Here is a 23,727-nt window from a genome sequence, read left to right on the forward strand (position 1 = left end):
CTTCATTCTCCTCTTAATCTTTTTTCAACTTCGCGGCGAAGCGGTTACCAATGGATTGAATGCTCTGCACAAGGATGATTAAGATAAAGACAGTTGCATACATCACATCAACCTCATAGCGCAAATGACCATAACGATAGGCAAGGTCACCTAAACCGCCAGCACCAACCATTCCTGCCATTGCTGTTGCACCAATTAATCCTATTGTGGCAATTGTTAAGCCTAAAATAATAGATGGTCGCGCTTCACGTAATAGGACATGCCAAATGATATGGCGACGTTTAATACCCATGGCTGTGTAGGCTTCTACTACTCCGGAATCCACTTCTAAAAGCGCAGATTCCATCAGCCGTGCAATATAAGGAGCTGTGTAAACAACTAGTGGAACGATTACACCTTTAACACCAATTGTTGTACCTACAATTAACTTGGTAAAAGGTAAGATGAAGAATAACAAAATGATAAATGGAACAGAGCGAACAATATTGATAAATAGATTAAAAAACTGATAGAAAAATTTATTTTCAAAGGATTGTCCTGGTCGTGTTAAAACGATTAATAACCCTAATGGAATGCCAATCAGAATGGAGAAAAATAATGAAATTCCGACCATTTGAAATGTTTCGATAATTGCTTTGCCAATAACATCTGACCAGTCTGTAAAGAAGCTTTGGATACTACTCATTGAACGCACCTCCTAATTCTTCCACTGCCACGCCATTTTCTGAAAAATACGTTAACGCCTTTTGGACAATCTGCGTTTCGCCATGTAAATGCACCACAATATTGCCGACAATACCGTTTTTTAATTCAATAATATTAGCTGTTAAAATATTTGGTTGCACATCATATACCTTAGTGACTTCTGCTAATAATGGCTTACCAGTACTTTCACCAAGGAATGTTAAACGGATTACACTTCCTGAAACATTTAATTGCTCAATAAGAGAAGGGGATAAATTACGTTGTGAAATTGTATTCAAAAACTTTCGCGTTGTAGGGTGCTTCGGTTTCGCAAAAAGTTCAATCGCTGTGCCAAATTCCACAACTTTCCCTGATTCTAGAACAGAAACCTCATCGCAAATTTTTTGAATTACATTCATTTCATGTGTGATGAGCAGAATCGTAATGCCTAATTCACGATTAATTTTTAACAACAATTCAAGAATGGCTTCCGTTGTCTCAGGATCAAGTGCACTTGTTGCTTCGTCACTAAGTAAAATCTCTGGTTCCTGTGCTAAGGCACGTGCAATAGCCACACGCTGTTTTTGACCACCTGAAAGTTGATTTGGGTAACTATCTAGTTTATCTGTTAAACCGACAATTTCAGCATACTTAGCTACTCGGTTTTTTACTTCCGCCTCTTTATAGCCTAGTAGCTTTAAGGGAACTGCAATATTATTGTAAACTGTTGCTGTTTTTAAGAGATTAAAGTGCTGGAAGATCATCCCGATTTTTTGGCGTGTTTGACGTAATTCGTGAAGAGAAAGGGTCGTAATGTCTACATTGTCTATCACTACTTTTCCTGCTGTAGGACGTTCTAGTAGATTAACGCAACGAATGAGTGTACTTTTACCAGCACCACTATAGCCGATTACACCATGAATTTGTCCCCTTTTTACGTGAAGGTTGATGCCATCCACAGCTTTTATGATGCCTTTTTTCGATTTAAATTCTTTTGAGATATTTTGTAATTGAATCATGCGATTGTTTGCTCCTTTCTCAACCTTCTAAAAAGCAAGAATCTGCTCGTCTTCCCATTGGGGAATTTCAGCAGATTCTTCGGCTTTATAGAAGCTTTCTGAACATATTACCAGCTAGGGATTACAGAACCTTTGAATTCCTCTTCGATGAATTGACGCACTTCGTCAGATTGGTAAGCCTCAACGAACTTTTTAATTGTTGGATCATTTTCATTTTCAGCACGTACAACAATATAGTTCACGTATGGAGAATCAGTAGATTCCAATAAAATAGAGTCATCTTTAGGGTTAATGCCAGCCTCTAGTGCAAAGTTTGTATTAATAGCTGCTACATCTACTTCACTAAGTTGTTTAGGAATTTGAGCTGCCTCTAATTCAATGAATTTTAAATTCTTTTTGTTTTCTTCTACATCACGGATCGAGGCTGTTAAGTCTGCACCCTCTTTTAACTTAATATAGCCAGCTTCCTGTAAAACAAAGAGGGCACGTGCTCCATTCGTTGGGTCATTTGGTAAGCCAAACGTTGCACCGTCAGGAATGTCATCAAAGGATTTATATTTTTCTGAGTAGATACCCATTGGATTTAAAATCGTCTTGCCCACTGGTACTAAATCTGTATCATGGTCTTTATTAAATGTATCTAGGAAAGGCTCGTGTTGATAGCTGTTCGCATCAAGATCACCTTCAGCTAAGGATGTATTAGGTAAAACATAGTCAGAAAATGATTTTAGTTCTACTTCTAGCCCATTTTCTTTTGCTACTTTAGCGGCTACTTCTGCAATTTCTTCGTGTGGACCAGAAGTGACGCCTACAACGATTTTCTTTTCATCAATTCCTTCAGCTTGGCTTTTACTATCTTCTTTAGAGCCACAGCCTGCTAAAGCTGCTACTAATGTTAAACTTGCTAAACCTACTAAAAATTTATTTTTCTTTTTCATGAAAATACCTCCAAGATTGTTTTTATCGGTTTTTTGAAAATAAAAAAACTCTCTTACAAATTAAGAGAGGCTCATGAAAAGATGTCCTCTCTTATCTATCAAACGAAGATCGTTTGCAGGATTTAGCACCTTCCTATAAAAAGGAGGTTGCCGAGCTTCATAGGGCCAGTCCCTCAGCTACTCTTGATAAGAGATTTATAATATTTTTTTGTAATTCCGATAGAACTAATATAATTTATAGGGTATAGTAAGTCAATAAATAATTTTTAAATTTTTTATATAATTATAATATTTCGACGCAAAAGAGGGATAACAATGTCTGTAAGAGTTAATTATGGTATAGGTTCATTTGGTAAGGTTATTAGTGCTCGTTTTCTAACGGGAACAGATATCATTGAAGGGATTGAAGCGCTTTGCGAAGAGAATAGCATAGAGTCAGCAACAATTGTAAGCTGTATTGGCAGCTTTCAAAAAAGCAGCTTTGTTTATTTAGTGCCAGATGCAACAGCTCAAATTCAAGTTCGTTTTAGTGATGTGATTGAAAAAGAGGGACCATTAGAATTTATTCAAGGTTCAGGTGTGGTGTGTAAGCGAGATGGTGGATATGAGACACATTTCCATGGTTCTATGAGCGATCAATGGGGTGTTGTATCAGGTGGGCATTTAATAAAAGGGGGCAACCCTGTTATTACTGCTGACATCGTGTTGGCAGAGGTACAAGGGATTCAACATATTCGAAAATGGGATGATGAAACAGGTCATGTTCAATTTTATCCATTAGAAAATGGTTTAGGGCAACCAAGGAAAATTGAAAAATAGTAATAATCCTGTAGCTAGGGATAGCTACAGGATACGGCGTCATTATCTTTTAAACAATTGTAATTGCTCGATTCTATGGATTGCTTCATGTAAGCGCTCCTCACTAACCAGCAATCCTACGCGTACATAGCCTTCACCATATTGACCGAAGCCATTACCTGCTGCTACAGCGATATCAGCTTTTTCGAGCAAAAGATCAGCAAACTGTTCACTTGTATAGCCTAGTGGTACAGGGAGCCATGCGAAGAAGGAGCCTTTTGGAGCCGTAACATGCCAGCCAATTCTTCGAGCTTCTTCAATGAGTACATTGCGGCGACGCTCATAAGTAGCTCGTAGTTCATCCGCACATTGTTGGGAAGCCGTCAGTGCTACTGCTGCGGCTTGTTGAATGGCAGGGAATTGACTACAAAACAGATGATCCTGAATTAGATTAATAGCAGCAATAATCTCGGCATTCCCTACAGCGAAGCCTATACGCCAGCCAGCCATATTATAGGTTTTCGATAATGTATACATTTCAACTCCTACTTCTTTTGCACCCTTTGCTTGAAGGAAGCTAACTGGTTTATTACCGTCAAATCCTATTGCCCCATAAGCAAAATCATGTGATACGATAATATTGTGCTCCTTCGCAAAGCGAATGGTCTCTTCAAAAAACGCAAGTGATGCTGTACCACCTGTAGGGTTGTTCGGGTAATTTAAGTAAAGAAGCTTTGCTTTTTCTTTCACTTCATCAGGTAATGCATGATAATCAGGTAAGAAATCATTTTCAGCAAAAAGGGGCATTACTTCAAAATTGACGTCTCCTAGTACAACACCTGATAGGTAATCTGGATAGCCAGGATCTGGTAAGAGCATCGTGTCACCAGGGTTTAACACAGCTAAAGGTAGCTCAACTAGACCAATTTTTGTTCCACCAAGAATCGCTACCTCTGTATCTGGATTTAGTTCTACCTGATATTCACGTAGATAAAAGTCCGCAGCAGCTTGGCGTAATTCAGCGAGACCTCTAAAAGGTGAATATTTGTGGTTTTGAGGATTTTCAGCTGCTTCCTGTAATGCTTGAATGATGTGAATAGGCGTTGGCTGATCGGGATTTCCTTGCCCAAGGTTAATGACATCACGCCCTTCTTCTAGAGCCAAGTTTACTTTTTGAACGAGTGCTGCAAAAAATTGAGTGGGTAGTTGCTGTAGTTTTTTAGAGAATTCCATGCATGATCACCTTTTTCAGAATATAATAATTATTATTGAAGAATATGAAGCAAATAGTATTACTTTTTCTGTTAATTGTCTAGAGGAGGAATAGAGATGAAAATCGGTTGTATTCAATTAAATGTTGGCTTTGGCAAAGTTGAAGAAAATTTTGAACGTGCCGAGGATAAGATTCGTGAAGCTGCAAAAAATAGGGCAGAAATCATAGTGTTACCTGAAATGTGGAATACAGGCTATGCTTTAGAGAAACTGCCTGAGCTAGCAGATATCAATGGTGAGCGGACAAAGACCTTTTTGGCTAAACTTGCTAAGGAACTTGATGTACATATTGTAGGGGGCTCTGTTTCAACAAAGAAAGGCGATAAATTTTATAATACGATGTATACCTTTGATCGTAATGGAGAACTTGTTGGGGAATATAGCAAGGCACATCTTTTCCGTTTAATGGACGAGCATCTTTACTTGGAAGCAGGGGATGAAATGAATCGTTTTGCTTTAGATGATATTGAAGCTGCTGGTGTCATTTGCTATGATATTCGCTTCCCAGAATGGTTACGTGCACATGCATTACAAGGAGCAAAGGTATTATTTGTACCAGCGCAGTGGCCAACTCCAAGGATTGACCATTGGAAAACGTTGCTACAGGCTCGTGCAATTGAAAATCAATGCTTTGTCATTGCAGTAAATCGTATTTCGAAAAAGGTAGAAAATTTTAATGGGCAGTCTATGATTATTCAGCCTTGGGGAGAAGTATTATGGGTAGGTGCTGAGGACGAGGAAGTAGCAGTGATCGATGTAGACTTTTCTATTGTCGATGAAGTACGTGGAAGAATTCCTGTTTACGATGATCGTAGACCTGGATTGTATCACGATGTAGTTGTGAAAGGGTAATAAAGGGCACGCTTAGGAGGGGAGTTAACCTTTTAAGCGTGCCAACTTTTTTCTAGCTCTTATCCTCGATTAATGAATTGGCTAGTAGCATAAATTCAAGTGTAATGCGGTTATGCCCGTTCATAAAATTTTTACCAAGTAAACTTTCAAGCTTTTTTAAGCGGTGATAGAGTGTTTGACGAACAATAAACAATTGATTCGCTGTTTGCTGTTTAGAGCCATTTGTTTGTAAATACACCTGCAATGTTTCGAGAAGCTTACTATTATATTTTTCATCGTATTCAATAACGGGCTGTAAATAGTCGTAAATCACTTCCTGTAAATCCACCTGCATTTGTAATTTATAGATTAAATGATATAAATGCAGATCATCATAAAAGAACGAGGACGTTTGTACTTTTCGACAAATATATAAGGTTTCCAGTGCAGTTTGATAGCTTTTAGGAATTTCATCCACATCACAAACGACCTTCCCAATAGCTATCTGATAACCTTGTGCCTGCTGCTTTTTATAAAATTCAGTTTTGACCAAAGAGGAAAACATGTTGTTTAACATATCACGAATGGCTTTACTATCTTTTGTATGCAGTAAAATAAAAATAACATAGCTTTTTCTTTCAAATAAAAATGGAATAAAGCCATGTTGCTCAAAGAGATTACGATAATAAAGCTTACTATAGACTACATCCTCCTGTGCCTTTGTCAACGTATTAGGAGAAGCCAAAATAAAGACAGTGCCACTGGATTGTGTATAGTTAGTATAATGTGTAACGATAAATTTATAGATTTCCTCCTTAGATAGTTTTTGATCAATCCAATCAGCTAAAATCGAAGCATCCTCAATATTCTTTTTTTCCTCAATATAGAACTCTCGCATTAAAAGCTGTGCCAACGCTGTTGCCGTGCGATCTAATATTAATAATTCAAATTCGGAGAAAAGCCCATCTTCTCGATAAATTGATAAATCAGCATAATGTTGATCAAATAGAAAAATAGGCTCATGTTTAAATTGCTGAGACGATGTATTCAATGTTAGGAATTGCTGCCGCTTTTTATGAGCCATATTCGGGAAAAAGACAGGTTCTCTTCCCTTAATGGAAAACATAATTTGTATTTTCAATTCATTAAACATATTTTGTAAAATATCGTCCGTATTTTGTCCCAATACTGCATTTTTGTTCAATGTTTGTGAGTAAGCTTCTAGTGAAGAAATCAATAGATATTGCTGATTGATAATTTGACTATGTAAATCCTGTGTAATACGAACAAAAGGAACTGCTTCATGGAAAACAATAATAGGAAACTGGTGGCGGTTGGCAAGTGTTAAAATCGCTTCAGGTACTGCTTGAATAGAGGTGCCATATTCAATACAAAGGGCTGCACAATTTTTTTGAATGATGGCTTCTATAAAGGATACAAAGTCCTCAATACTATGTTGGAGACTAAGCCCTGTAGTTAATACTAACTCTTCACCAACTAAAAAATTATCAACATGTATGATTTCTAGTACATGTGCCCATTTAACGCTCCTTGTTAATCCCTCATGACCTGCAACTACCTCTGCATTTTGAAAATATTTATTCTGTAAAACGTCTAGTACTTTTAGTTGAAATGGGCTCATTTTTGCCCCTCCTTTTGACATGCGTGTCAGTGGTTAGAATTCAATAATTTCTGCTTGGTGCTGAGAATTTACTCATAAAATCGTTTAAAAATTATTTTAAGAATATTTAGTCTATTTTACATTATGTATAAAACAAAAGTATAGAATTTTACAGTTTGTCTATTACTTCAACGTTATGAAAGATGTAAGATTTTTGTAAGCGATCAAGCAATCTACTAAAAGAGGTGACAGATATGGGGCAACAAACGCATTTACAAAGAGGATTAAAGAAGCGGCATATGACGATGATTGCGATTGCCGGTGTAATCGGTGCTGGACTATTTATGGGGAGTGGCTCGGTCATTAACCTAGCTGGTCCAGGGGCAATTTTATCGTATATATTTGCAGGAATTATCGTTGTATTAGTTATGCGTATGCTAGGTGAGATGGCGGCAGTCAATCCAACGAGTGGATCGTTTGCTCACTATGCACATGAAGCCATTGGTCCGTGGGCAGGTTTTATGATTGGATGGTTGTACTGGTTTTTCTGGGTGATTGCCATTGCTTTAGAGGCAACAGCAGCAGCTGCCATTATTCAATATTGGTACGATGGGATTCCTTTATGGCTTTTAAGTCTGTTATTAACTGTAGCACTTACATTAACAAATGTTCTTTCTGTCAAAGCTTTTGGTGAGTTTGAGTATTGGTTCTCTCTTATTAAGGTTGCAAGTATAGTCGTTTTTCTAGGTCTTGGTGCTTTTATTATCTTTGGTATTGCTCCAAACTTTAATGCTGTTGGTATGACCAATTTAGTTGAACAGGGTGGTTTTTTGCCAAATGGTTTTGGCGCTGTTCTAATGGGTGTCGTTATCGTTATTTTTTCATTTATGGGGACAGAAATCGTTGCGATTGCTGCTGGTGAATCGGATGAACCGTTAGCCGCTGTCACAAAAGCTACCAATTCTATTACTTGGCGTATTTTAATTTTCTATGTAGGCTCTATTGCAGTTGTAGTGACGCTATTGCCTTGGCATTCCTCAGATATTTTAACAAGTCCTTATGTAGCGGTACTTGATTATATTGGTATTCCTGCAGCCGCACAAATTATGAATTTTGTTGTTTTAACAGCTGTATTATCATGCCTAAATTCAGCACTATATGCTACATCAAGAATGGTATTTTCTTTAGCGGAAAAAGGAGAAGCACCAAAGGCATTTTTAAAATTAAATAAAAATGGTGCACCTGTTAATGCCATACTTGCCGCAACATTTTTCTCATATATTGCGGTCATTATGAACTATGTGTCGCCAGATAAAGTATTTATGTTTTTATTAAGTTCTTGTAGTGCTATTACGTTGATTCTTTATTTAATCATTGCCTTTTCACAGTTAAGAATGCGACGGAAGATTGAGCAAGAAAATCCAGAGCTATTAAAGGTGAAAATGTGGCTATTTCCATATTTAACATATTTAACAATAGTAGCAACAACAGCATTACTCATTGCGATGTTCTTTATAGAGTCTATGCGCTCACAAATTTTATTTACATGCGTTATTGTGGCCATTGTGATGCTTTTCTATATGCTGACTCAAAAGAAAAAGGTGATCAAACAAGCCGATGAATCAAGTTCCCTTTTCACAAAAGACAAGTTTGATTTTGAACAATAAGACGAAAAAAAGGAGTGGTCAATTATGACAGTTCAACAAGAAATGAAAACGCTAACACATTTTATCAAAGGAGAAGAGGTAGCAGGTACAAGTAACAGATTCTCTGAAGTATATAATCCGTCAACAGGTGAGGTTATTGCAAGAGTACCCCTTGCTTCAAGAGCCGAAGTAAAGCATGCTATTCAGTTAGCTAAGGAAGCCTTTCCAGCATGGAAAAAAACATCAATTGGGAAGCGGGTAGAAGTGCTACATCGTTTCCGTCAGCTGTTAGTAGAAAGACAGGAAGAACTTATCAATGTGATTTGCCAAGAGAGTGGAAAAACTAAGGAAGATGCGAAAGGTGAAATTGTTCGTGGTATTGAATCTGTGGATATGGCGATCAGTGCCCCTCAAATGCTAAAAGGAGAGTATTCCGTCAATGTAGGTGGAAATATTAATGCTTTTTCTGCCAAATCGCCTCTTGGTGTAGTAGCAACCATTGCACCATTTAATTTCCCTGTTATGGTACCACTGGCTATTACAAGTATGGCTGTTGCGGTAGGAAATGCAGTTATTCTAAAGCCATCTGAACGTGTACCTATTTCAGCATTATATTTGAGCCAATTATGGAAAGAGGCAGGTCTACCAGACGGTATTTGGACAGTGGTTAATGGAGATAAAGAGGCAGTCGATGAACTATTAGAAAATAAAGAGATTCAAGCAATTTCATTTGTTGGCTCAACGCCTGTTGCTGAATATATCTATCAAACTGGGACAAAGCACAATAAACGAGTCGCTGCATTTGGTGGTGGAAAGAACTTTATGATTGTTATGCCTGATGCCAATTTAGAACAGACAGCAAATGCCTTTTTAGGAGCAGCATATGGCGCAGCATCTCAGCGTTGCATGGCTATTTCTGGTGCACTCGTTGTAGGGAAGGATACGGAGCAACGATTTACGGAAATATTGAAAAATAAAATTTCCGAACTAAAGGTAGGGCCTTATACAGAGCAAGACGTCGATTTTGGTCCTGTTATCACTAAACAATCAAAGGAAACGATTATACGTTATATCGATGGGGCAGTCAGTGAAGGAGCGAATCTTGTCATCGACGGAAGAAATCCAAAAGTATGTGAATCGTCAAATGGTTTTTATCTTGGTCCTACATTACTTAATCATGTCACACCAGAAATGACGATTTTCAAAGAGGAGGTCTTTGGTCCTGCACGTATTGTAGTAGGGGTTGATTCACTACAAGAGGCTATTGATTTAATAAATGATCATGAGCTTGGCAATGGTGTCACAATGTTTACAAGCAGTGGTGCGGCAGCGCGTAAATTCCAAGAAGAAATAGAGGTGGGTATGGTAGGGGTAAATGTGCCAATCCCAATTCCAGTTGGCTATCATAACTTTGGTGGGTGGAAACGCTCTAAGTTTGGTGAAGGGCATATGTTTGGTCCAGATCAGGCGAGGTTCTTTACAAAGGCAAAAACGATTTCTGAACGTTGGCCCGATGAGACAGAGGATACAGCAAGCTCCTTTGCGTTCCCAAGTAATAACGATGCGAAAAACTAAAATAATAATGAGGGGTGTTTGGCGATGACGCAGATCAATCTTAAAAGTGATGTATTAGCAAAGGATGAGCAATATGTATGGCATTCGATGAAACCCTATAATCCACAAGCCACGTATGTAGTAGAGAAATCTGATGGTGCAAGAATTACTGATACAGATGGTGTGGAATATATTGATGCGATGGCTGGGCTATGGTGTGTCAATGTTGGCTATGGTCGTAAAGAATTAGCGGATGCAGCCCATGAACAAATGATGAAAAATGCTTATGCACCTTTATCTCAGGGACATTTACCAGCCGTGGAACTAGCCGAAAAACTTAATGAAATGCTTGGTGGAGATTATGTTATTTTCTTCTCTAACAGTGGTTCAGAAGCGAATGAAACAGCTTTTAAAATAGCTCGACAATACCATCAGCAAAAAGGACAAAGCTCGCGCTATAAAATCGTCTCTCGCTACCGTGCTTATCATGGGAATTCCTTCGGTGCATTAGCGGCAACAGGGCAGGCGGAGCGTAAATATAAATATGAGCCTCTATCACCTGGCTTTATCCATGTTGCACCACCTGATCAATATCGTGAGCATGAAAGTGAGACTATTGCGCCATTAGATTTAGCGAGTGTAAAGGCCGTAGACAAAACGATGACATGGGAGCTGAGCGATACAATTGCAGCAATGATCTTAGAGCCTATTATTACAGGTGGGGGTGTCATTATGCCTCCAGAAAACTATTTAAAAGGAATTGAAGAAGTATGCAAAAAACACGGCGCTTTAATGATTGTGGATGAGGTTATTTGTGGCTTTGGTCGTACAGGGAAGCCATTTGGATTTATGAATTATGGTGTAAAGCCTGATATTATTACAATGGCCAAAGGAATTACAAGTGCCTATTTACCATTATCAGCTACAGCGGTAAAGCGTGAAATATATGAGGCGTTTACTGGATCAGATGCATACGGCTATTTCCGCCATGTAAATACATTCGGTGGCTCACCGGTGGCATGTGCAGTCGCATTAAAAAATATTGAGATTCTTGAGCAAGAGGCTTTATTTGACCGTTCCAAGGAAATTGGTGCAGCAACACTAAAAACACTGCAACAAGAATTACAGCCTCACCCAAATGTAGGAGATGTACGAGGCAAAGGCTTATTGATTGGAATTGAATTAGTGGTAGATAAAGTTTCGAAAGAACCTTTACCTGTGGAGAAAGTGAATGCTGTCATTGCAGCATGTAAAGGGCAAGGGGTCATCATTGGGAAAAATGGAGCTACTGTAGCAGGGTTTAATAATGTCTTAACGTTATCACCACCACTTAATATTGCACAAGAAGATCTTGACCGCATACTAAATGTGGTTGTGAATAGTATAAATACGCTATAGCAACTATTCATGTAGGTTCTAAAAGCCATGTAATAAGGGCTTTTAGAACTTTTATTATTGGCCTTTGAGGCAACAAAAATTCTAGGGATAATTATTATAGTTCTATAAAAATAATTATAAAATTCTGAAATTTATTTAAAAAATAGTGGAAATAATAGATTTCATAGTTTATAGTTGTTAAAAAATAATTAATTTTCTGATAATAAAAATGTCCTGAGAGGGAATATTTTTTTAATCATTTATTTTCAGCAGTGGAATAAATACACCTTGTATTTTGAACTATACTTTCTGATTAAAAGCAATTGTGATAGTTGAGGGAGCAATTTTTCCTGAATTGAATTGTCTAATCGTAAGAAAATATAGTTTATTTTTTGCCTACTTATTTTCATCAGTGGAGAAAATAAATATTTTTTGGTAATTATATTTCTTAATTTAAGTTTTAAGAAATATTCTTATAGATTTTTACAAAGGGAGTAGATGAGATGAATTATGTTAAAAAATTGGTTTTTGTAATTCTATGTACGTTGCTTTTAGCAGCATGCGCAGAGAAAGACAATTCTAACGCATCAAATACTGGGGACAAGTCTACTACAGATTCAGGTACAGCTAGTTCAAAAAATGAACTTGTTATCGCTGTAAATGAAAACTTTATTTCAATGGATCCACATAACACAGGGGATACGAATTCGAGTTCTGTACAGGAGACAATGCTAGAAGGATTGTTAGGCTTTAATGCAGATGGTCAAATTATTAAGGTTCTAGCAGATGACTATTCAATTAGTGAAGACGCGCTAGTCTATACATTCAAACTTAAAGAAGGGGTTACTTTCCATGACGGGGAGCAGTTTAATGCTGAAGCTGTAAAGGTCAACATTGAACGAATCATGAATGATGAAAGCTTACGTTTATATTCTCGTGGTTTTAGCTTAATCAGCGATGTTGAAATCCTAGGCGACTATGAAATTAAAGTTACTTTAAAAGAACCATATGGACCAATGATTACACGTTTCGGAGTTGCCAAAATGATTAGTCCAAAAATGATTAAAGAAAATTCAGCAGACATACCTAAAAAACCTGTTGGTACAGGACCATATAAATTTGTTGAATGGGTACAAGGAGACCATTTAACAATTGAAAACTTTGATGGCTATTGGGATGGTGGAGAACGTGTTGCTAAAATCACCTATAAACCAGTGCCAGAAAACGGCTCGCGCGTAGCGATGCTAAAAGCGGGCGATGCTCAGGTTATCTATCCAGTGCCAGCACAAAATATTGATGAGCTTTCTAATAGTAAAGATGTAGAGGTAAATAAGGTTCCTTCTACAATTGCACATTACGTTTCATTAAATACCTATAAAAAACCTTTGGATGATATTAAAGTTCGACAAGCCTTTAACTACGCCGTGGACAAGGATGCTTATTTAAAAGTGGTGAATGCAGGGCTTGGTTTACCATTAGACTCTATTATTCCTTCCAAAACCGTTTATTATAAGCAGCAAAAAATGTATGAACACAATATTGAAAAGGCAAAAGAATTATTGGCTGAGGCAGGCTATCCAGATGGTTTCGATATTGAAATCTGGGGGAACACGAACTCGGATACGATGAAGGGTATGCAGTTTATTCAACAACAGTTAGGTCAAATCGGTGTAAAAGTAGAAATTAAATCGATGGAAGAAGGAACTTTATCAGACGAAATCTATGGTGCACAAACACCAGATGATGCGAAATTACAAATGTGGTATGTGAGTTGGTCAGCGTATGCTTCGGATATAACGAATGCAACAAAGCCTCTTTTCCATAGCGTATCATTCCCACCGAATGGTGCAAATACAGCTTACTATCATAACACGGAGGCAGATCAATTAATGGATGAAGCTAACTCCATTTCAGATGTAGATCGCCAAGCTGAATTATATGAAAAATTACAGGAAATCGTTTATCAAGATACACCTTGGATTTTCTTAGGGGTAGATGAAGTTGTATATGGTGTACGTTCAAATGTGAGCGGTGTGCTAGTAAACCCTACAGGTGGGCTTGATGTGAAGAATGCCAAAGTGGAGTAATGAACAGTAAAAGGAATTGATGCTCGTCAATTCCTTTTCCATAAAAATAGAAAGGAGGAAGGCCACATGTGGAAGTATATAGCAAGAAGAACTGTTGAAATGATACCGATATTAATTGTCATTTCTATATTAACATTCTTATTTATTCATTTCATACCAGGTGACCCTGCAAGATTAGTAGCTGGTAAGGATGCCACGCTAGAAGATGTTGAAAATGTACGCCATGAGTTAGGTTTAGATAAACCCATTCTTAAACAATACATGGATTATATGAAAAATCTTGTGACGGGTGAGCTTGGAACATCTTTAACAACAGGACTACCTGTCATAGATATGTTTAAAACAAGGTTTATGCCTTCTCTTCATCTTACTTTCCTTTCCATGTTTTGGGCTACATTAATGGGTTTGGTGATTGGTGTTCTTTCTGCCATCAATAAAAACAAATGGCCTGATTATTTTGGTATGGTAACGGCTGTTTCTGGCATCTCAATTCCAGGATTTTGGTTGGGCTTATTATTAATTCAATTATTTTCAGTGCAGCTAGGGCTATTTCCGACAGGTGGATTAGATGGCTTTTCTAGTTATATTTTGCCCTCCTTGACTTTAGGGGCTGGCATTATGTCAATGATTGCGCGATTTACTCGTTCTTCCATGCTTGAAACGTTACAAGCAGATTTTATAAGAACAGGGAGAGCAAAAGGATTGAAAGAACACTCCGTTATTGTTACCCATGCTTTAAGAAATTCCTTGATTTCTGTGGTAACAGTAGCAGGTCTGCAATTCGGATTTCTCTTAGGAGGATCGGTGGTAGTGGAGACAGTCTTTAGTTTTCCAGGAATGGGACGACTTTTAATTGATTCGATTGCCTTTCGAGATTATCCCGTCATTCAGTCTGCACTGCTGTTATTTGCATTTGAATTTATTTTAGTAAATTTAATCGTTGATGTGCTTTATACCGTGTTAAATCCAAAAATCCAATTAAATTCTTAAGGGAGGGAACAAAATGACTTCACCAACTACTGTGCAAAATAGCCAAGTGCAAAATACACAAAGAAAATACTCTCCTCTTAAAGAATTTTGGAAGTCTTTTAAAAAACAAAAGGCTGCTTTGGTAGCAAGTATCTTTATAGGATTGTTAATTGTAATCGCTATTATTGGCCCTTATATCGCACCTTACGATCCTTTTGAACCGAATTATAATGCTTTATTAGAGGGACCAAGTGCAAGTCATTTGGCAGGAACGGACGAGTATGGTCGAGATATTTTTAGTCGTTTAATAGTAGGCGCAAAAATATCCTTAATGGTGAGTTTCAGTGCCGTATTTTTAGGCTTAATACTAGGAACTATTTTAGGTTTAATTAGCGGTTACTTCGGTGGGTGGGTTGACAAAATCATCATGCGTAGCTGTGATGTGTTGTTTTCATTCCCTGATTTATTATTAGCGATTGCCATTGTAGCCTTATTGGGCCCTGGTATTAATAATGTCATCATTGCTGTGATGATCTTTAGTGTGCCATCTTTTGCTCGTTTAGTCAGAGGTGCTACATTGAATGCGAAGGAGAATGTCTATGTAGAAGCAGCACAATCTATGGGAGCATCGCATGTTAGAGTGCTGTGGAAACATATTTTCCCTGAAACAATTAGTGAGTTAATCATTTTTGTCACAATGCGTATAGGGACAGCCATTTTAGCAGCTTCTGGTTTAAGTTTTTTAGGCTTAGGTGCAAGCCCTGAAATGCCTGAGTGGGGAGTAATGCTAAGTAGTGGGCGCGACTATTTAGGGACATCTTCGCATGTAGTCATCATGCCAGGTATTGCCATATTTTTAACCGTACTAGCATTTAACTTAATAGGTGATGGATTACGAGATGTGTTAGATCCAAAAATAAAAAATAATTAAGGAGAATGCCTATGCCAGAACATGTATTGCGAGTAATTGACTTAGAAACGTCCTTTACGCGTGATAATAAGGAAATCAAAATTTTAAGAGGTGTCAATTTTTCCATCCGTAAAGGAGAGATAGTAGGCTTAGTGGGAGAATCGGGCAGTGGAAAAAGCTTAACATCGTTATCCATCATGCAATTATTTCACGGTACTACAGGCAAAATCGTCAATGGCTCTATACATTTTAATGGACATGACTTGACGAAAATGTCCGAATCAGAAATTCGGAAGATTCGTGGCAAGCAAATGGCCATGATTTTTCAAGAGCCCATGACTTCTTTAAATCCTGTCTTAAAAATAGGCAAGCAGTTAATGGAAGCAATTGAGATGCATTTGAAGCTGCCGAAAAACGAAAGTAAGCATCATGCAATCCAAATGTTAAAAAGCGTGGGCATAGGAAGAGCCGAGGAAATCATTTATGAATATCCACATCAGCTCTCAGGAGGAATGCGCCAACGGGTAATGATTGCAATGGCTATGGCCTGCCACCCTAATTTACTTATTGCCGACGAACCAACCACTGCGCTTGATGTCACGATACAAGCTCAAATTTTAGAGCTAATGAAAAAGCTAAAGGAAGAAAATGAGACAGCTATTTTATTAATTACACATGATTTAGGTGTTGTGGCAGAAATGTGCGATAAGGTAGTGGTCATGTATGCAGGGCAGGTTGTAGAGGAAGCAGATGTCTTTGAATTATTTGCTAGCCCCAAGCATCCCTATACAAAAGGTTTAATTGCATCTGTACCGAAAATTGGTGATAACAAAGAAGTATTAGATTCTATCAATGGTCAAGTACCATCCCCACAAAATATGCCGAATGGTTGTAAATTTGCTCCACGTTGTAATCAAGCGATGTCTATATGCCATCAGGAGAGTCCACCGACAGTAAAAATTTCGGCTACACGCCAATGTAGCTGCTGGCTATATGTGAAAAAGGATGTGGAAGTAAATGCCTAACAGTATATTAAAAGTGGAGAATTTAAAAAAGAGCTTTCAAATAGCCGGAGGGTTATTTCAAAAAAAGCAATATGTTAACGCAGTTATAGATGTCTCCTTTGAAATAGAAGAAGGTACGACATTTAGTTTAGTTGGGGAAAGTGGTTGTGGGAAATCTACTACGGGCAGATTAATTACTAGATTAATAGAACCAACGAATGGAAGTATCGTTGTGGATGAGAAAGAAGTAGCTACTGCAAAGCCATCTGAATTAAGGCACTTAAGGCAAACTGTTCAAATGATTTTTCAAGACCCATATGCCTCATTGAATCCAAGAATGAAGGTCAAGGAGCTTGTTGGAGAGCCTTTAGAAATTCATACAAAACTTTCGAAAGCAGAGCGTGAAAAACTAGTGCTTGAAATGCTGGAAGTCGTTGGATTAAATGCTGAACATGCTGATCGCTATGCACATGAGTTCAGTGGTGGACAAAGACAGCGTTTGGGTATTGCCCGTGCTTTAATAACAAAGCCAAAATTAATTATTGCTGATGAGCCTGTGTCTGCGTTAGATGTATCTATACAATCACAAATATTGAATCTATTAAAGCAATTGCAGCAAGAATATAAAATATCTTATCTCTTTATTTCTCACGATTTAAGTGTTGTAGAACATATTAGCCATTATATTGGGGTTATGTATTTAGGATCCATTGTAGAAATTGGGCGTAAAGAAACCATATTTAATGAACCAAAGCATCCCTATACACAAGCGCTCATTGCTTCCGTACCGATTGCAGACCCAACATTACGAAAAAAGAAGATCGTTTTAACTGGTGATATTCCAAATCCTAAAAATCCGCCGAGTGGTTGTACCTTCCACACAAGGTGCCCCTTTGCATCAGATATATGTAAGCAAGTTATACCAGAAATGAGGAAAATTAACGAAGAGCAAAGTGTTGCATGTCACTTTGTTAACTAATGGAGAGGATGTTTATAAATGAAAATAGGGTTAAGCACATATAGCATGGTTAAAAAAATGAGACAGGGAGAGATGGATGTACTAGATGTTTTACAATGGGTAGCAGACAACGGTGGTCAGCATGTAGAATTAGTGCCCTATGAATTTACGGTTGTAGATAACTATGAACTTGCAACTGAAATTAAAGATAAAGCAGCAGAGCTAGGATTAGAGTTATCCGCCTATTCGTTACCAGCTAACTTTATTCAGGATACGGAGGAAGCTTTTTTAGAAGAAGTTGAACGTTTAAAGAAACATATTGATGTAGTACATCATATGGGTATTCACATTATGCGCCATGACGTTACTCACTTTACCTTACCAAAGGAGCAAACATCCATTCATTATTACAACGAGCATTTTGAAGAAATGGTTAGAGGCTGTCAGTTAATTGCAGATTACGCGAAACAATTTAATATTACGACAACGATTGAAAATCATGGCTTTAATGTTCAAACAAGTGATCGTGTACAACAATTAATTCATGCGGTAAACAGAGACAACTTTAAAACAACTTTAGATATCGGTAATTTTTTATGTATTGATGAAGAGCCTCTCATTGGTGTTATGAAAAACATTCCTTATGCTGCTACAGTGCATTTCAAAGATTTTTATATTCGTCCTTATTATGAAAATCCAGGTGAGGGCGAGTGGTTCCGTACAGTTCATAACAACTACATCAGAGGTGCTATTGTCGGGCATGGTGATATAAATATTCGAGAAATTATTAAACTCGTAAAAGGCAGTGGATATGATGGCTATCTTACTATTGAGTTTGAAGGGATGGAAGATTGCCAAGTTGGTTCAAAAATAGGGATGGATAATGTACGTCGTTTATGGAATGAATGCAAGCTCTAAAGGGGGAAAGCACATGGATAAATTAAAAGTTTGTGTCATTGGCACAGGTTCTATTTCAGATTTTCACTTAGGTTCCTATACGAATAATCCATACGTTGAATTATATGGCGTGTATGATGCTTCCATTGAACGAGGCAAAGCAAAAGCAGCCCAATTTGGAGCAACACATGTTTTTTCTTCAAAAGAAGAGCTATTCGCAGATAAAAATGTGGAGGCTGTCAGTATTTGTACATGGAATAATACGCATGCAGAATTAGCGATTTTTGCTTTGGAAAATGACTTACATGTTCTAATAGAAAAGCCGCTATCTATGACTTATGCAGAGGCTCTAAATATCCAAAAGGTTGCAGAAAAGCATCAGAAAGTATTTCAAGTGGGCTATGTAAGACGATTTGCAACAAATACCAAAGTACTGAAAAGCTTCATCGACGATAACAAATTGGGCAATATTTATTATGCCAAAGCTTCCTGCCTAAGAAGATTAGGGAATCCAGGAGGCTGGTTTGCCGAAATTGATAAGTCTGGCGGCGGACCTTTAATTGATCTAGGGGTACATGTAATTGATATATGCTGGTACTTAATGGGTAGACCAAAGGTGAAACGTATAACAGGTCATACTTACAATCAATTAGGAAATCGAAATCATATAGAAAATTTATCCTTCTACAAGGCTGCAGACTATGATGCAACGAAAAACACAGTAGAAGACTTAGCAAATGCCCTCATTACATTTGAGAATGGAGCATCGCTAATGGTAGACGTTTCCTATACACTACATGCTTTAAAAGATGAAATAAGTATTAAGCTATATGGCACGAACGGTGGAGCAGAGCTAGAGCCTGAATTAAAAATTGTAAGTGAAGAGCATAATACGATTTTAAATATTCATCCTCAAATTAACGATCTAACTTTTGATTTTGCAACTGCCTTTCAAAATGAAATTAATTCATTTGTTGATTGTTGCCTTCATCATTATGATTCAGTTGCACCTGTGGAGGATGGGGTAGAAATTATGAAAATCTTAGAAGGTATTTATATTTCTGCAACTGAAGGAAAGGAGGTTGTTTATTAAAATGGTGAAATTGGATAATAAAATCGGTGTGATAGTAGACAGCTTTCGTTTACCTATTCGTGAAGGTTTGTTAAAGGCGAAAGAAGTTGGGGCACAGGGGGTACAAATGTATGCCGTTTCAGGTGAGTTGGACCCCGATAACCTAAATGCTGAACAAAGAGCAGAATTGAAGGCGTATATTTTAGGGTTAGGTCTAGAAATCTCCGCCTTATGTGGAGATTTAGGAGGACATGGCTTCCAAGATAAAGCAGAAAATGCCTGGAAAATCAAGAAATCGAAAGAAATACTGCAATTAGCCAAGGACCTAGGAACATCCATTGTTACAACCCATATCGGTATTATTCCTGAAGATGAAAATGACCCAATCTATCAAACAATGCTGGAAGCTTGTGAAGAATTAGGACAATATGCTACATCATTAGATGCTTATTTTGCGATTGAAACAGGGCCAGAAACGAGTAAAACATTAAAAGAGTTTTTAGATAAGCTATCAACGAACGGTGTATCGGTTAATTTTGATCCAGCCAATATGGTGATGGTAACAAAAGATGATCCTGTAGCTGGAGTCAAACTATTAAAGAAATATATTGTACATACACATGTAAAGGATGGTATTCAACTGCAGTCAACGAATCCTAAAGATGTGTACGGGTACTTAGGATACGATTCTGGAACATCTCATGATAAAATAGAAGAAATGGTGGAAAATGGAGAGTTTTTCAGAGAACTTCCATTAGGTCATGGAGATGTCAATTTCGAGCTTTATTTTTCAGCTTTACAAGAAATCGGATACAATGGCTATTTAACTATTGAACGAGAAGTGAGATCAAATCCCGAAAAAGACATCAAAGAAGCTGTACAATTCATAGAAAAGTTTAAATAGGGGTTGAATCTAATTTGAAAAAGCAAGATCAAGTACAAATGCGAAGACAAAATAAATATATTGTGCTTGACGCAATAAGGCAGATGGCGCCAATTTCAAGAATTCAATTATCAAAATATACAAAAATGAGCCCTACAACCATTACGCGTATTGTGCAAGAACTAGAAGCTGAAGGCTTTATTCTTGAAGGGGTATCGGAAGAAACAGCCATTGGTAGACGTCCTACGTTAATTCATATGCGCGAAGATGCTTTATATACGATTGGTATAGAAATTGACTGTTTTACTATTCGAATAGGTATATTAGATTTCTTAGGGAAGCTTATTGCCTTTCAGGAAGTCAAATGTAGCATCAAGCATCAATACGAAGAAGCTATATATCTACTTAAACGATCTATAGAAAATATCATGACAGAATATCAGATTGCTCAGGATAAATTACTAGGCATTGGGATAGGAATTCCAGGAGTAATCAATAACGAGGAAGGAATTATCGTTTCCTCTGAGCAATTGAAGTGGGAAAACTGCCATATAAGAGAAGATTTAAATGGTGTTTTTGGTTGTGAAGTCATCGTAGATAATGAATTAAAAATGCAAATCATTGCTGAAATTGGTGATATCTATACCCCACAGTATTCAAATTGTATTTTAGTGGGAATTGGAACGGGAATAGGAGCATCCATATTATTAAATGGAGAAGTGTATCGTGGCATTCAAAATAAAGCTGGAGAAATAAGTCATATAACGATTAATCCCTTTGGTGAAATGTGTCACTGTGGTAAAAGAGGATGCTTATCGATGTATGTTTCTGAAGTTACGCTGTTAAAAAGAACACCTAAAAATCTTAATATTCAATCAATAGAAGAGATTTTGCAGTGTGTTGATCAAGGTGAGCAATGGGCAATCGATATTCAACAAGATGTAGCTACTTTTCTAGCTATAGCCATCAATAATCTAGTTTGTTTATACGAACCAGAGGCTGTCATCGTCAGTGGAGAAATTATTGAGCACAATGTGACATTTCAAAAACTACTTAGTGAAAAGTGTAAACAGTATATATGGAAGGAATTACAACCCTACTTTGATTTGCAGTTTTCCAATCAATTAAAAGAAGGGGTAGTTAAAGGAGCGGCATTACAAGCACAAAAGCAGTTGCTGTCTGTTTAAAGAAAGGTTGGTTGATTCGTGGCTTACTCAGAATTTTTAAAGGAGTATCGGTCAGGATTAATGGAAAATGTGCATTATGGACAAATGAGTGCTGTGAATCTAACGAAGGAAGAATTCGTCTCTGTAGGTCAAGACTATGAGCCTGTGTATTTTCGTTCTGCAGCAAAACCATTTCAAGCCATTCCCATTTTTATGACTGATTTTATAGAAAAATACGGGATTACTTCAAATGAAAGTGCATTATTTCTGGCTTCGCAAAGAGGCGAAATTTATCATCAAGAGGCATTAGTCTCTTTGCTGGAAAAACTCCCTATTAATGAAAATGATTTAATTTGTGCAGCATCCTATCCATTAAATGAGGAACCTAAAACACAGTATATTCAACAGGGATTTGAAAAGAGGAAACTCTTTCATAATTGCGCGGGCAAGCATTTAGGATTTTTAACTGCATGTTTAGCAAATGGTTATGCTGTCAAGCAATATTGTCATCCAGAACATCCACTGCAACAGATGATAAAAAAATATATTGCTTATTTAGGTGAATATGAAATAGAGAGAATTCGTACAGGGATTGATGGCTGTGGTGCGCCTGTCTTTGCGATTCCGCTAAAAAACATGGCCATTGCCTATTTAAAGTTAGCACGACCAGAATTGATTGATGATGAACTAATTCGTGAAGCAGTAATAAAACTTACAGCAGTAATGAATCAAGAGAGTCATATCATTGCAGCGCAAAACTTTATTTGTACAGCATTATTAAAGGACCCTAATATTGTGGCGAAGGGCGGAGCACAGGGTGTATACTGTTTTGCTCTAAGAAATGAAGGAGTAAGTTTTGCCTTGAAAATTATGAATGGCTCCGAAAGTCCGTGGCCCAATGTAATTGCTTCTGTATTGGAACAAATGCAGTATACAAATCAAGAAACAATTGAGCGTATTAAAGCATTGTCTCCTGCATTTGTGCGTAATGATGCAGGGGTAGAGGTAGGAGAAATTGTATCTACAATTAAAATTGTATAGAGGTGAAGGCACTTGCATGTTTTGGCAATAGATGGCGGTGGAACGAAAACGATTGCAACAATCTCAACATGTCATGGGCAAATTATGGCGCTAGCAGAAACAGGCAAAAGTAATCCCACATCCATGAGCTTCGAGCATTTTACAGAGACGATAACAGAATTAATAAATAATTTAAAAAGACAACAGCCTCACGAATTTCAACACATTACAAAGTGCCATGCTGGCCTGTCTGGTGTAACAGAAAATAATAATGAGAAAATTACCTATGCATTATTAACCTCGCTTTTACCGAAAGACTGTCAACTATCACTATCGAATGATGGAATGAACGCGCTGTATGCGGGAACCTTGGGGCAGCCAGGCATTGTACAAATTTCTGGTACGGGTGCGATTACACTCAGTATAGATGCATCTGGAAGAATTGAGCGTACAGCAGGATGGGGTTATATTTTTGATGATGAGGGCAGTGGCTATGATATTGGCATTCGCACATTAAAAGCGGTATTTAAAGCATTCGACAAAAGAGGTCCTGAAACGCTTCTAACAGCAGCGGTATTAGAATATTTTCGATTACAATCCGTTCCGCAGATAATTGAAGTGGTATATGGCGAAGGACATCCGCGGGATACCATATCACCTTTAAGTAAGGTTGCAATTGAATGCGCTAAACGTGGTGATGGAGAAGCCAATACAATTATTGATCAAGTGTGCCATGTTTTTTATCAAAGTATAGACGCTTGTTACAAAAAAAACCCGTTTGCACATAAGCAAGTCAAAGTAGTGCTAGCTGGTGGCGTTTTTAATGAATTGGAGCTATTTACTAAAAAATTAATCGCTATTGATAAAAAGAATAGTAATCAGTATGACTTCGTGGGTGCTTATAGCTTACCGGTAGGTGGTGCCGCTTTAGCTGCTTTAAGATTACCATATAATGAGGCAAAGCTATTTATCGATCAATATAATGCAAGTATGAAGAAGTTTTTAACGAATTAATCCCCCT

At 37.5% G+C, this 23,727-nt stretch carries 21 protein-coding genes and 1 riboswitch; of the genes, 16 read left to right on the plus strand and 5 right to left on the minus strand.

The genetic code is table 11. The features are described from left to right. Positions 1–13: 13 nt before the first annotated feature. From MKY76_RS02695 to MKY76_RS02705, 3 genes are all read right to left on the minus strand, one after another. Positions 14–685, minus strand: coding sequence for a methionine ABC transporter permease (locus tag MKY76_RS02695; RefSeq protein WP_048393370.1), 672 nt, complete (start codon positions 683–685; stop codon positions 14–16). Further along, positions 678–1,703 (minus strand): ATP-binding cassette domain-containing protein, encoded by a 1,026-nt coding sequence (locus tag MKY76_RS02700; RefSeq protein ID WP_115674319.1) that lies wholly within the window; start codon positions 1,701–1,703, stop codon positions 678–680. The genes MKY76_RS02695 and MKY76_RS02700 overlap by 8 nt, the downstream gene beginning before the upstream one ends. Before the next feature lie 107 nt (positions 1,704–1,810). Beyond that, entirely contained in the window at positions 1,811–2,641 is an 831-nt protein-coding gene (locus MKY76_RS02705; RefSeq protein WP_342557387.1) for a MetQ/NlpA family ABC transporter substrate-binding protein, read from the minus strand. A gap of 88 nt (positions 2,642–2,729) precedes the next feature. Beyond that, positions 2,730–2,834: riboswitch (SAM riboswitch) on the minus strand. Positions 2,835–2,956: 122 nt separating this feature from the next. Here MKY76_RS02705 and MKY76_RS02710 point away from each other — a divergent pair. Then, entirely contained in the window at positions 2,957–3,460 is a 504-nt protein-coding gene (locus MKY76_RS02710; protein WP_112117230.1) for a PPC domain-containing DNA-binding protein, read from the plus strand. Between the two features lie 42 nt (positions 3,461–3,502). Here MKY76_RS02710 and MKY76_RS02715 read toward each other — a convergent pair whose 3' ends face one another. Further along, complete coding sequence (locus MKY76_RS02715; RefSeq protein ID WP_342557388.1) at positions 3,503–4,672, minus strand: pyridoxal phosphate-dependent aminotransferase; 1,170 nt, start codon at positions 4,670–4,672, stop codon at positions 3,503–3,505. Positions 4,673–4,768: 96 nt separating this feature from the next. Between MKY76_RS02715 and MKY76_RS02720 the strand changes: the two genes are divergently transcribed. Further along, a complete protein-coding gene (locus MKY76_RS02720) occupies positions 4,769–5,563 on the plus strand; it encodes a carbon-nitrogen family hydrolase (protein ID WP_342557389.1) in 795 nt (264 codons plus the stop codon). Between the two features lie 52 nt (positions 5,564–5,615). Here the strand turns inward: MKY76_RS02720 and MKY76_RS02725 are convergent, their stop codons facing one another. Beyond that, complete coding sequence (locus MKY76_RS02725; protein ID WP_112117289.1) at positions 5,616–7,184, minus strand: PucR family transcriptional regulator ligand-binding domain-containing protein; 1,569 nt, start codon at positions 7,182–7,184, stop codon at positions 5,616–5,618. Between the two features lie 233 nt (positions 7,185–7,417). Here MKY76_RS02725 and MKY76_RS02730 point away from each other — a divergent pair, with 233 nt between their 5' ends. The 14 genes from MKY76_RS02730 (at position 7,418) to MKY76_RS02795 (ending at position 23,720) form a co-directional block, all read left to right on the plus strand. Beyond that, on the plus strand, positions 7,418–8,830 hold the full coding sequence (locus MKY76_RS02730; protein ID WP_112117290.1) for an amino acid permease: 1,413 nt from the start codon (positions 7,418–7,420) through the stop codon (positions 8,828–8,830). Positions 8,831–8,854: 24 nt separating this feature from the next. Beyond that, positions 8,855–10,384 carry a CoA-acylating methylmalonate-semialdehyde dehydrogenase gene (locus MKY76_RS02735; RefSeq protein ID WP_305193571.1) on the plus strand — a complete coding sequence of 510 codons (1,530 nt, stop codon included), beginning with the start codon at positions 8,855–8,857 and terminating at the stop codon, positions 10,382–10,384. A gap of 24 nt (positions 10,385–10,408) precedes the next feature. After that, on the plus strand, positions 10,409–11,761 hold the full coding sequence (locus MKY76_RS02740) for an aspartate aminotransferase family protein (RefSeq protein ID WP_066037025.1): 1,353 nt from the start codon (positions 10,409–10,411) through the stop codon (positions 11,759–11,761). 482 nt (positions 11,762–12,243) lie between these two features. Further along, the gene (locus MKY76_RS02745; RefSeq protein ID WP_103117391.1) at positions 12,244–13,827 is read left to right on the plus strand and encodes a glutathione ABC transporter substrate-binding protein; all 1,584 of its coding nucleotides are present in this window, start codon (positions 12,244–12,246) and stop codon (positions 13,825–13,827) included. 66 nt (positions 13,828–13,893) lie between these two features. Beyond that, positions 13,894–14,817: a nickel ABC transporter permease gene (nikB, locus tag MKY76_RS02750; RefSeq protein ID WP_054549113.1), complete on the plus strand. Its 924-nt coding sequence runs from the start codon at positions 13,894–13,896 to the stop codon at positions 14,815–14,817. A 13-nt stretch (positions 14,818–14,830) separates the two neighbouring features. Next, entirely contained in the window at positions 14,831–15,727 is an 897-nt protein-coding gene (locus MKY76_RS02755; protein WP_048393395.1) for an ABC transporter permease subunit, read from the plus strand. A gap of 11 nt (positions 15,728–15,738) precedes the next feature. Then, positions 15,739–16,731, plus strand: a complete 993-nt coding sequence (locus MKY76_RS02760) for an ABC transporter ATP-binding protein (RefSeq protein ID WP_342557390.1) — start codon at positions 15,739–15,741, stop codon at positions 16,729–16,731. Further along, positions 16,724–17,689 carry a dipeptide ABC transporter ATP-binding protein gene (locus MKY76_RS02765; RefSeq protein WP_342557391.1) on the plus strand — a complete coding sequence of 322 codons (966 nt, stop codon included), beginning with the start codon at positions 16,724–16,726 and terminating at the stop codon, positions 17,687–17,689. The genes MKY76_RS02760 and MKY76_RS02765 overlap by 8 nt, the downstream gene beginning before the upstream one ends. Positions 17,690–17,707: 18 nt before the next feature. Next, positions 17,708–18,586 (plus strand): sugar phosphate isomerase/epimerase, encoded by an 879-nt coding sequence (locus MKY76_RS02770; RefSeq protein ID WP_342557392.1) that lies wholly within the window; start codon positions 17,708–17,710, stop codon positions 18,584–18,586. A 13-nt stretch (positions 18,587–18,599) separates the two neighbouring features. Beyond that, positions 18,600–19,658, plus strand: a complete 1,059-nt coding sequence (locus tag MKY76_RS02775) for a Gfo/Idh/MocA family oxidoreductase (protein WP_326141437.1) — start codon at positions 18,600–18,602, stop codon at positions 19,656–19,658. A 1-nt stretch (position 19,659) separates the two neighbouring features. Next, complete coding sequence (locus MKY76_RS02780) at positions 19,660–20,541, plus strand: sugar phosphate isomerase/epimerase family protein (protein ID WP_103117394.1); 882 nt, start codon at positions 19,660–19,662, stop codon at positions 20,539–20,541. A 14-nt stretch (positions 20,542–20,555) separates the two neighbouring features. Further along, complete coding sequence (locus tag MKY76_RS02785) at positions 20,556–21,707, plus strand: ROK family transcriptional regulator (protein WP_054549117.1); 1,152 nt, start codon at positions 20,556–20,558, stop codon at positions 21,705–21,707. An 18-nt stretch (positions 21,708–21,725) separates the two neighbouring features. Further along, positions 21,726–22,727: an asparaginase gene (locus MKY76_RS02790; protein WP_342557393.1), complete on the plus strand. Its 1,002-nt coding sequence runs from the start codon at positions 21,726–21,728 to the stop codon at positions 22,725–22,727. A 12-nt stretch (positions 22,728–22,739) separates the two neighbouring features. Beyond that, entirely contained in the window at positions 22,740–23,720 is a 981-nt protein-coding gene (locus MKY76_RS02795) for a BadF/BadG/BcrA/BcrD ATPase family protein (protein WP_048393411.1), read from the plus strand. The last annotated feature ends 7 nt before the right edge of the window (positions 23,721–23,727 follow it).

Source organism: Lysinibacillus sp. FSL P4-0201, from assembly GCF_038593425.1.
Lineage (GTDB): Bacteria > Bacillota > Bacilli > Bacillales_A > Planococcaceae > Lysinibacillus > Lysinibacillus capsici.

Excerpts from the sequence above, each read along its gene's own strand:
- MKY76_RS02695 (WP_048393370.1), bottom strand. The coding sequence starts at position 685 with ATGAGTAGTATCCAAAGCTTCTTTACAGACTGGTCAGATGTTATTGGC.
- MKY76_RS02700 (WP_115674319.1), bottom strand. The coding sequence starts at position 1,703 with ATGATTCAATTACAAAATATCTCAAAAGAATTTAAATCGAAAAAAGGC.
- MKY76_RS02705 (WP_342557387.1), bottom strand. The coding sequence starts at position 2,641 with ATGAAAAAGAAAAATAAATTTTTAGTAGGTTTAGCAAGTTTAACATTA.
- MKY76_RS02710 (WP_112117230.1), top strand. The coding sequence starts at position 2,957 with ATGTCTGTAAGAGTTAATTATGGTATAGGTTCATTTGGTAAGGTTATT.
- MKY76_RS02715 (WP_342557388.1), bottom strand. The coding sequence starts at position 4,672 with ATGGAATTCTCTAAAAAACTACAGCAACTACCCACTCAATTTTTTGCA.
- MKY76_RS02720 (WP_342557389.1), top strand. The coding sequence starts at position 4,769 with ATGAAAATCGGTTGTATTCAATTAAATGTTGGCTTTGGCAAAGTTGAA.
- MKY76_RS02725 (WP_112117289.1), bottom strand. The coding sequence starts at position 7,184 with ATGAGCCCATTTCAACTAAAAGTACTAGACGTTTTACAGAATAAATAT.
- MKY76_RS02730 (WP_112117290.1), top strand. The coding sequence starts at position 7,418 with ATGGGGCAACAAACGCATTTACAAAGAGGATTAAAGAAGCGGCATATG.
- MKY76_RS02735 (WP_305193571.1), top strand. The coding sequence starts at position 8,855 with ATGACAGTTCAACAAGAAATGAAAACGCTAACACATTTTATCAAAGGA.
- MKY76_RS02740 (WP_066037025.1), top strand. The coding sequence starts at position 10,409 with ATGACGCAGATCAATCTTAAAAGTGATGTATTAGCAAAGGATGAGCAA.
- MKY76_RS02745 (WP_103117391.1), top strand. The coding sequence starts at position 12,244 with ATGAATTATGTTAAAAAATTGGTTTTTGTAATTCTATGTACGTTGCTT.
- nikB (WP_054549113.1), top strand. The coding sequence starts at position 13,894 with ATGTGGAAGTATATAGCAAGAAGAACTGTTGAAATGATACCGATATTA.
- MKY76_RS02755 (WP_048393395.1), top strand. The coding sequence starts at position 14,831 with ATGACTTCACCAACTACTGTGCAAAATAGCCAAGTGCAAAATACACAA.
- MKY76_RS02760 (WP_342557390.1), top strand. The coding sequence starts at position 15,739 with ATGCCAGAACATGTATTGCGAGTAATTGACTTAGAAACGTCCTTTACG.
- MKY76_RS02765 (WP_342557391.1), top strand. The coding sequence starts at position 16,724 with ATGCCTAACAGTATATTAAAAGTGGAGAATTTAAAAAAGAGCTTTCAA.
- MKY76_RS02770 (WP_342557392.1), top strand. The coding sequence starts at position 17,708 with ATGAAAATAGGGTTAAGCACATATAGCATGGTTAAAAAAATGAGACAG.
- MKY76_RS02775 (WP_326141437.1), top strand. The coding sequence starts at position 18,600 with ATGGATAAATTAAAAGTTTGTGTCATTGGCACAGGTTCTATTTCAGAT.
- MKY76_RS02780 (WP_103117394.1), top strand. The coding sequence starts at position 19,660 with ATGGTGAAATTGGATAATAAAATCGGTGTGATAGTAGACAGCTTTCGT.